This window comes from Mesobacillus foraminis, from assembly GCF_004340465.1.
Classification (GTDB): Bacteria; Bacillota; Bacilli; order Bacillales; family Cytobacillaceae; genus Mesobacillus_B; species Mesobacillus_B foraminis.
Genome location: NZ_SLVV01000002.1, coordinates 496,266 through 504,109, shown reverse-complemented (window position 1 = coordinate 504,109; position 7,844 = coordinate 496,266). Strand labels below are relative to the sequence as shown.

At 42.6% G+C, this 7,844-nt stretch carries 4 protein-coding genes and 1 tRNA gene; all 5 read left to right on the top strand.

Annotated elements, in window-relative coordinates; all coding sequences use genetic code 11:
• Positions 1-556 precede the first annotated feature (556 nt).
• The 5 genes from EV146_RS04685 (at position 557) to EV146_RS04670 (ending at position 7,840) form a co-directional block, all read left to right on the top strand.
• Positions 557-1,051 (top strand): DoxX family protein, encoded by a 495-nt coding sequence (locus EV146_RS04685; protein WP_132002536.1) that lies wholly within the window; start codon positions 557-559, stop codon positions 1,049-1,051.
• 341 nt (positions 1,052-1,392) lie between these two features.
• Positions 1,393-1,469 (top strand) — tRNA-Pro (locus tag EV146_RS04680).
• A 117-nt stretch (positions 1,470-1,586) separates the two neighbouring features.
• Complete coding sequence (locus EV146_RS26790) at positions 1,587-1,769, top strand: hypothetical protein (protein ID WP_158287002.1); 183 nt, start codon at positions 1,587-1,589, stop codon at positions 1,767-1,769.
• A 206-nt stretch (positions 1,770-1,975) separates the two neighbouring features.
• Entirely contained in the window at positions 1,976-4,651 is a 2,676-nt protein-coding gene (locus tag EV146_RS04675) for an endo-beta-N-acetylglucosaminidase (RefSeq protein WP_132002533.1), read from the top strand.
• A 492-nt stretch (positions 4,652-5,143) separates the two neighbouring features.
• Positions 5,144-7,840 (top strand): alpha-mannosidase, encoded by a 2,697-nt coding sequence (locus EV146_RS04670; protein WP_132002530.1) that lies wholly within the window; start codon positions 5,144-5,146, stop codon positions 7,838-7,840.
• The last annotated feature ends 4 nt before the right edge of the window (positions 7,841-7,844 follow it).

Sequence of the window (7,844 nt, the reverse complement as noted above, 5' to 3'; positions counted from 1 at the left end):
TATAGTAGAAAGACAAGCAAAAACAGAGAAAGGTGAAATTGAGTACGCTCAATTTCACCTTTCTCACTATTTGAGCTAGTTATGGCCCAGCCTCTATTTTTTTCTTTTTCACGTTACAAACCTAACATTTGCCAAATTAGGATGAACACGGGCCGCATACTAGTATGGGATATCTGGGTAAGTAATTAGAACTTTGTTGAACCCAGTCTTCTTCACCAAGATTGCTCGCCCTAAACCTTTGGTCAGGGGCCCACACATGACACTCTAGACATTGGGCTTCGGAACCTTTTTTCTATCACAACAATGAATAAAGATATTTCTTAGTTGATATCCCTGCTGGACCAACGTATAGTTGTGCATCTTGGCCCATTTTTTAGCGGAATTTGCAGTTGCTGGTATAAATACTTTACTTATTCGTCTATCGTAACAACTTTGCCATAACTTTGTTTCCGTTATGTGAAATCATTCGCAAGCACCTGTTTATCTTTAAAAATAATCATATAATTACAGTGTAAAGATAAATAAAACAAAACACAAAACAAGGGGAGAACAGATCATGTTCAAATTTTTAAGGGAAAACAAGATAGCAGCCATTATTCTTACAGTCTTACGTGTATATTTCGGATATGCCTGGCTTACAGCAGGCTACCATAAATTAACAGGAGGATTTGATGCAGCCGGCTTCCTGAAAGGCGCAGTGGCCAATCCTGTTGCTGGTCCAGATGGAGTCGTGTATGGATGGTATGTAGAGTTCTTGAAAAACATCGCCATCCCTAACGTGGATATTTTCAACGTATTAGTTCCTTGGGGAGAGTTCTTGATCGGTCTTGGATTGATACTTGGATGCCTGACAACAGCAGCTGCATTCTTCGCAATGTTCATGAACTTCAGCTTCTTGCTTGCAGGAACAGTATCTCATAACCCAACCGACATCATCCTGGCAGGCATCATCCTGGCAGCTGGATACAATGCAGCACAATTCGGATTGGATCGTTATGTGCAGCCACTTCTAAAAAAAGTAACAAAGAAAGAGCAGACAACAGAGGGCTAATACCCTCTGTTTTTTTATTCAGCCACGGGGAAGGGGAGTCATTACTAAAATATGAAAATTACAGATAACCGGTGTTCTATATAATTTAAATTACTCCTTTTGAAACAAGGTTGATTCCTTTGACCATGTATTCTGGTATATAAATAGGGTCATCTAAATGTCACCGGATTCGGGCACAACCTGCACAGAATTATGCAAGGAAGAAATACCAGGTTACAAAAGATCCAGGGTTATTATTTATCTGCTTTCTCGTGCAGTCGATGCAAGTGATGATAATAATTAACAAAAATGACTATTTTGTATATTCCATTTTATCCGATAATTTGGTTAAATAGAATTATCGGAACGTAGCTCAGCTTGGTAGAGCACTAGCATGGGGTGCTAGGGGTCGCAGGTTCGAATCCTGTCGTTCCGACCACTGTAATAAACGATTGTTTTCGATTGTGAGAAAATTGTCATTTACCATGGATTTTTTTAAAATCGCTGAAAGCACAGACACATGAGAGAGAATGATTCAGAGCTGTGAACCGTTGATATGGAAAAACCTGAGGGCTTCCTGGAAAGGAGGCCCTCTTTTTCTATGAAAAAATATTGGCTTATTACAATAATAGGACTTTCATCGAACCTCATGATCAAGTACTTCACCGTACCAGCAATCTCCCTCATTCCCACTCCCATCATCATTCATATTAATGGAAAAACCATAGAGAACATGTAAAAACTAAATCACATTTTGTAAGTCATTGACGGGGCAAACTGCGGAGAATAAGATGTGAGAAAAAGAGCCTTTTCCAAATAAATGACAGATAAAAATCACAGAATCCAATTTTGGTAGCGCTATCATTGATTAGTCCGATCCAGAAAACCGGGAAGCATGCTAACCAGCTTCAAATACAAAAATCGATCAAAGGGAGAGGAGAAACAATGAAAAATGTTAAAAAGGGTTATCGATGGCTGATCTTCTTATGCGGTATCTTTTTGGTGTCGTTATTGCCCAACACAAGTTATGCCAAACAACCAGAATCATCTTATTGGTATCCCGAACAATTATTGAATTGGACACCAGAGAACGATCCGGATGCTGTCTTTAACCGCAGCCAAATTCCATTGAGGAAACAGGAAGTGTTATACAAAGTAAATGACAATGCCCAGTCAGAAGCAAGGTTGGTTGCTTTGTCTGCACTCAACCCTACAACAAGCGGTGTACCTTCCCAAGGAGGGAAAGCATTCTTGGCGAATACATTCAGTTATTGGCAATACGTTGACCTTATGGTGTATTGGGCAGGTTCTGCAGGTGAAGGGATCATCGTGCCGCCAAGTGCGGATGTCATTGACGCGGCCCATAAAAACGGCGTGCCAATTTTGGGGAACGTTTTCTTTCCGCCAATTGTGTATGGGGGAAAGGTGGAGTGGCTGAACGAAATGTTAATACAACACGAGGACGGGTCCTTCCCAGCTGCGGACAAGTTGCTTGAAGTTGCTCGCTATTATGGATTTGACGGCTGGTTTATAAACCAGGAAACCGAAGGCGGAGATGCCAATACCGCTCAAAAAATGAAGGATTTCCTTACTTATCTTCAGCAGAATAAGCCAGAAGGCATGCAAATCATGTGGTATGACTCGATGACAAAAGACGGGGGGATTCGCTGGCAAAATGCATTGACAGATCAAAACAGCAGTTTCCTCCAGGACGGGAAAACCCGTGTTTCCGACAGTATGTTTCTAAACTTCTGGTGGCGTGACCAGCAGTCTTCTAATAATAAAGCCCAGGAACTTGGCAGAAGCCCGTATGATTTATTTGCCGGGATTGATGTTGAAGCAAATGGGACAAGCACAAAGATTGCCTGGGATGGAATTTTTCCAGAGGGGAAAGCACCCCTGACATCCTTAGGAATCTATCGACCGGACTGGGCGTTTAAAACGGCGGCCACCATGGAGGATTTTTACCAAAAGGAAAATGAATTCTGGGTTGGAAAGTCCCAAAACCCTGCAATAACTAACGACAACGGTGCATGGAAAGGGATGGCACACTATTTTACCGCTAAAACAGCAATCCAGGAACTTCCTTTTATCACTCATTTTAATACAGGCAGCGGCAAGTTTTTCGCGGCAGATGGAAAAGTGGTAAGCACTCAGTCCTGGAATAACCGCAGTCTGCAGGATATCCTTCCGACATGGCGTTGGCTGAAAGAAGGCTCGCAAACTGTGGACGTGGACTTCGATTGGGATACGGCCTTTTACGGTGGAAGTTCATTAAAGCTGTCAGGAACGATTGAAGCGGACAACCCAACTCATATCAAGCTTTATAAAACCAATTTGCCGATCCAAAAGGATACGGAAATTTCAATGACTTACAAAACAGATTTGAAAAAAACAAATATAAAATTGGGAGTCAGCTTTACAGATCATCCCGAGAAGTTCTCTTTTCTTGAAGTGAAAAAGCAAAGTCATAACCAATGGACTACCGACACATTTAAACTGAAAAAATACAGTGATAAGAAGATAGCAGCCATCTCACTTTGGATTGAAAGTGATAAGGAAGTAAAGGATTTTACGACGAATATTGGAGAAATCAAGATTTATAACAAACACGCAGAACACAATTCCATCCATTCGCCGAACGAAGGAAAGGTAAATAAAATTGAGTTCAACAAAGGAATCTATGCGGACATCCCCCTTTCCTGGAAGCCGTCTGATTCCGATGTGAGCCACTATGAAATTTACCGCAAGCTACCTAACAATGAAAAAGAGTTTGTTGGCGCTACCCCTAACCAGGCATATTACATTTCAAATCTGAAACGGAATGGTAAGGAAAGCAGCACAACATTAGAAATTGTTGCTGTAAGTAAAGAGTATAAACGCAGCAAACCTGAAGAAATTTCGTTTGAATGGCCGGCATATCCGAAGCCGGAAGCAGACTTTGGTGCAGATAAAACTGTTGCGGCTCCAGGGCAGGAAATTCAATTTCTAAATCAGTCAACAGAAGTAACGGAAGAAGTGGAATGGCAGTTTGAAGGTGGAACTCCTGCTGTGAGCCATGAACAAAATCCGATCGTCACCTATGACAAAGAAGGTGTTTACTCGGTTACCCTGATTGCGAAAAACAGCGAGGGTGAAAGTGTCCTGACAAAAAAAGAGATGATTACGATATCTGAAGCAGTTAAGGACATTAAAAATATAGCAATGAATAAGACAGCCAGCGCAAGCGGACAATGTGCTCCGGCTGAAGCGGCAGCTTACGCATTAGATGGCAAAGTAACAGATAACAGTAAGTGGTGCGCATTAGGAAATGCTCCTCACTGGTTAAAGGTAGATCTAGGCGCTCAGTATGCGATTTCAAAGTTTGTTGTTCACCATGCACAAGCGGGAGGGGAACCGCAAGCCTTTAATACACAGGCATTAAGAATTGAAGTAAGCACAGACGGAGAAAACTGGACAGAAGCTGTTAAGGTCACCGACAATACAGTGGCGGTTTCGGAACACAGCATATCTTTAACAAATGGACGCTATGTACGTTTGTGGATTGATAAGCCAACTCAAGGCAGCGACCAGGCCGCAAGAATCTTTGAATTTGAGGTTCATGGATTCCTAGCCCCATAAGAAGCACTGGAAGGGTGTTCGACCTAACGTTGGCAGACAAGCATATTGTGAATGATTGCAAAGTGGCCTGCAACAAGCTACATCCGACATTAAGGAAACAGGTTACAAACTATGACCTCCTAATTCAAGCCATGGACCGTATGAAGCATTTGAAGAAACAATCATAGGAGACCTTCTCATTTGTATTCCTGATAAGGGGGTTAGCACTCCGCAGATTTTGCGCAGCGGAGGGCTAGCCCTTTTGTATGATTTGCATTTTGCTTGTGAAAGAAAGTGTCTTTAAAAAGCCTTCTCAAACCGTCCTCTCCCCTTGAGCTTCCTCTGCAATCAATGGATTAATTTAATATCCACTGTAATAACTTTATGACTTGCCTCCAGTCTATTGCTAGTTTAGGCAGGTTTTTTTATTGTAGGTACGAGGGAATTAAAAATTTTAAAAAATGACAGCGTTTTCTCGCTCTACATACCTTATTTCGAAGGAGGGGATGTCCTATGAAAAAGACTGCCCATATTATCTCCCATTCTCACTGGGACAGAGAATGGTATTTACCTTTTGAGAAACATCGCTATTACTTTATCAAGCTCATGAATAATTTAATCGACCAATTTAAGAAGGAAGGAAATGCATTTGAGTCCTTTCATCTCGACGGCCAAACCGTGCTTTTAGAGGATTACTTCGCCGTTCATCCGGAAAATCGCGAAATCATTAAACAACTGATTGAAGAGAAAAAACTCCATATTGGTCCTTGGTATGTACTGCAAGATGCCTTTTTAACCAGCTCCGAAGCTAATATACGAAACCTGCAGATCGGCTTGAACGATACGAAAGCCTATGGCCATGCGGCAAAAATCGGCTATTTCCCTGATACATTCGGCATTTACGGGCAGGCGCCGCAGATTTTAAGACAAGCAGGGATTGATACAGCTGCCTTTGGACGGGGGGTTAAACCAACAGGATTCAATAACACGGTGTCCGACTCGCCAAACTTTGAATCACCGTATTCCGAGATGATTTGGCAATCGCCTGATGGTTCCAGCGTTTTAGGCATTCTTTTTGCCAACTGGTATTCTAACGGAAATGAAATCCCGGCAGATAAAAAAGAAGCCAACGTGTTCTGGGATAAGAAGCTCCAAGATGCCGAAAAATATGCATCAACAAATCAATTGCTGTTCATGAATGGCTGCGACCACCAGCCACTTCAAAAAACGATACCTCAGGCTATTGAAACAGCAGCCGCCCTGTATCCGGATTATACCTTCAAGCATTCCAGCTTCGATCAATATACAGAGGCATTAAAGGAGTCGCTTCCCGAGAAACTGCAAGTCATTGAAGGCGAGCTTCGCAATCAGCGAACAGACGGCTGGTCTACGCTTGTCAACACCGCATCCAGCCGTATTTACCTAAAACAATGGAACAACTATTGTCAAACACTGCTGGAAAAGGTTGCAGAACCGCTCGCAACCATCAACTTTTTAGCTGGCGGTACCTATCCTCGTGAATATCTCCGCTTTATGTGGAAATCACTGATGAAGAATCACCCCCATGACAGTATTTGCGGATGCAGTGTGGATGAAGTCCATCGTGAAATGGTCACTCGTTTTGAAACGGTTTCGCAAATGGGAGAAGTATTTGTAAGGGAAAATGCGGCTGAGCTTGCTGAAAGAATTGATACATCGGAAACACCGGAAGGCGGAATTCCGCTTGTTGTTATCAATCAAACAGGATGGAAAAAAAATGATGTCATTACCAAGGTAGTCGATCTTGAAAAAGTGTATTTTTCACAGATGCATTTCGAAGATATACCATTCTACCTGCAGGACAAAGAAACACCAGGTTACAAGCTTATCAATGATCAAGGCGAGACCATCGAATGCCAGCTGGGCGACCCTGTAGTTGAGTTTGGTTATGAATTACCAGATGATAAATTCCGCCAGCCGTTTTTTGCCAAGCGGGCCAAACTTTCATTCTTTGCGGATGGGATTCCATCCTTTGGGTATAAAACATTTTACCTAGTGCCGGCAGAGACTCCGGAACAGTTCACAGGGCCAGACAAAATGGAAGAGAAATCTATTGAAATGGAAAATGAATATGTCCATTTACATTTCCATGAAGATGGCAGCTTTGATTTAATACATAAGGAAACCGGGGAGTCATTCCAGCGTCTTGGCATTTACGAGGACACTGGTGATGTCGGAAACGAATATATGTACAAGGAAGCAAAAGGACATGGTGCCATCACCACAAATGGAAAAACAGCTGAATTTAAATTTCTTGAAACAACCAATCTTAGAACCGTACTTGAAGTTACTCAAACGTTATCAATTCCGGCTTCCGCAGATGACCGGTTAGCCACCGAACGCAATCAATTAATCTGGCATAAAGATCGAGTGGCAGGCAGATCAAGTGAAAAGACAACCATCACGCTTCGTACCGTGGTGACACTCGCAAAAGGAATGAAAGGTCCGGCCTTTAGGCTCACCATCGATAACCAAGCAAGGGACCACCGTCTTCGCGTGCTGTTCCCAACAGGACTTAAAGCAGATACACATAGAGCCGACAGTATTTTTGAAATCGTGACCCGCCCTAATATGCCGGAGGAAGAATGGGAGAATCCGAGTTTTTGCCATCACCAACAGCGGTTTTGCAGTTTAGCAGATGACCATATAGGTTTAACAGTGGCAACTGATGGTCTGCAAGAATACGAAATTCTTGCGGATGGGACGATTGCCGTGACCGTGCTTCGTTCGACAGCCGAGCTTGGGGATTGGGGCAACTTCCCGACACCTGAAGCACAATGCCTGGGAATTCAGACAGCAGAGTGGCAAGTACTGCCGCATGAAAAGGATGTGATCCAGTCACAGGCTTATGTAGATGCCTACGAATACAAAGTGCCGATCGTTGCTGTTCAACCAAGCATCCATAAAGGTTTATGGCCGACAACACACCAATTCGTTGAATCAGAAGCAAACGGACTTGCATGGTCATCCATGAAAGTGGCGGAAGAACAAGATGATGTGATGATCCGATGGTTTAATCCAACCCCAGAAAAGATGAGTCTAAAGGTATCCATTAAGGATTACCAATCTTATAAAAGTACGATTCTCGAAGAAAGAACAAATCAGACAGAGGAACAATATAAGGCAGGAAAATCCGAAATTATTACATTAGGTTTTTATCAAAAAGGATAGGAGT